The organism is Onishia taeanensis (assembly GCF_013349955.1).
Taxonomy (GTDB): domain Bacteria; phylum Pseudomonadota; class Gammaproteobacteria; order Pseudomonadales; family Halomonadaceae; genus Onishia; species Onishia taeanensis_B.
Window position 1 is genome coordinate 1 of the sequence record NZ_JABVXC010000069.1, and the last position, 427, is coordinate 427.

The 427-nt window shown below is 68.1% G+C and carries 1 pseudogene; it reads left to right on the forward strand.

What is annotated here, in order from left to right:
* Positions 1 to 427: pseudogene (locus tag HUS66_RS17505) on the forward strand (hypothetical protein); the annotation flags it as partial.

Sequence of the window (427 nt, forward strand, 5' to 3'; positions counted from 1 at the left end):
GCTGGCACTCGCCACTGTCTTCGCAGGGGCCTTCTCGAGCGCGCCGGGCAACCTTGCCCATGCCGCCGAGCCGGTCGCCAAGGTGCCCTTCGCTACTGAACAGGCCCAGGCCAGCTTTCCGCGTCAGGTGACGGATCTCGCCGGGCGCGAGGTGACGCTTGAGTCCTCGCCGCAGCGCATCTTCCTCGCCCAGCCGCGTCAGCTATATGCACTGCTGACGCTGCTGGAGGCTCCGCTTGAGCGTATCGTCGGCTGGGCCTACCCCCTGACGGTGTTTGACCCGGCGATGACCGAGCGTCTCGAGACGCGCTGGCCGCAACTTGCCACGCTGCCAGCACTGAGTCGCGCCTCGACGCCGAGCCTCGGAGGCGAGGCCCTGCTGGCGTTGACGCCGGACCTGGTACTGTTCGATCTCTCCCAGCGTTCG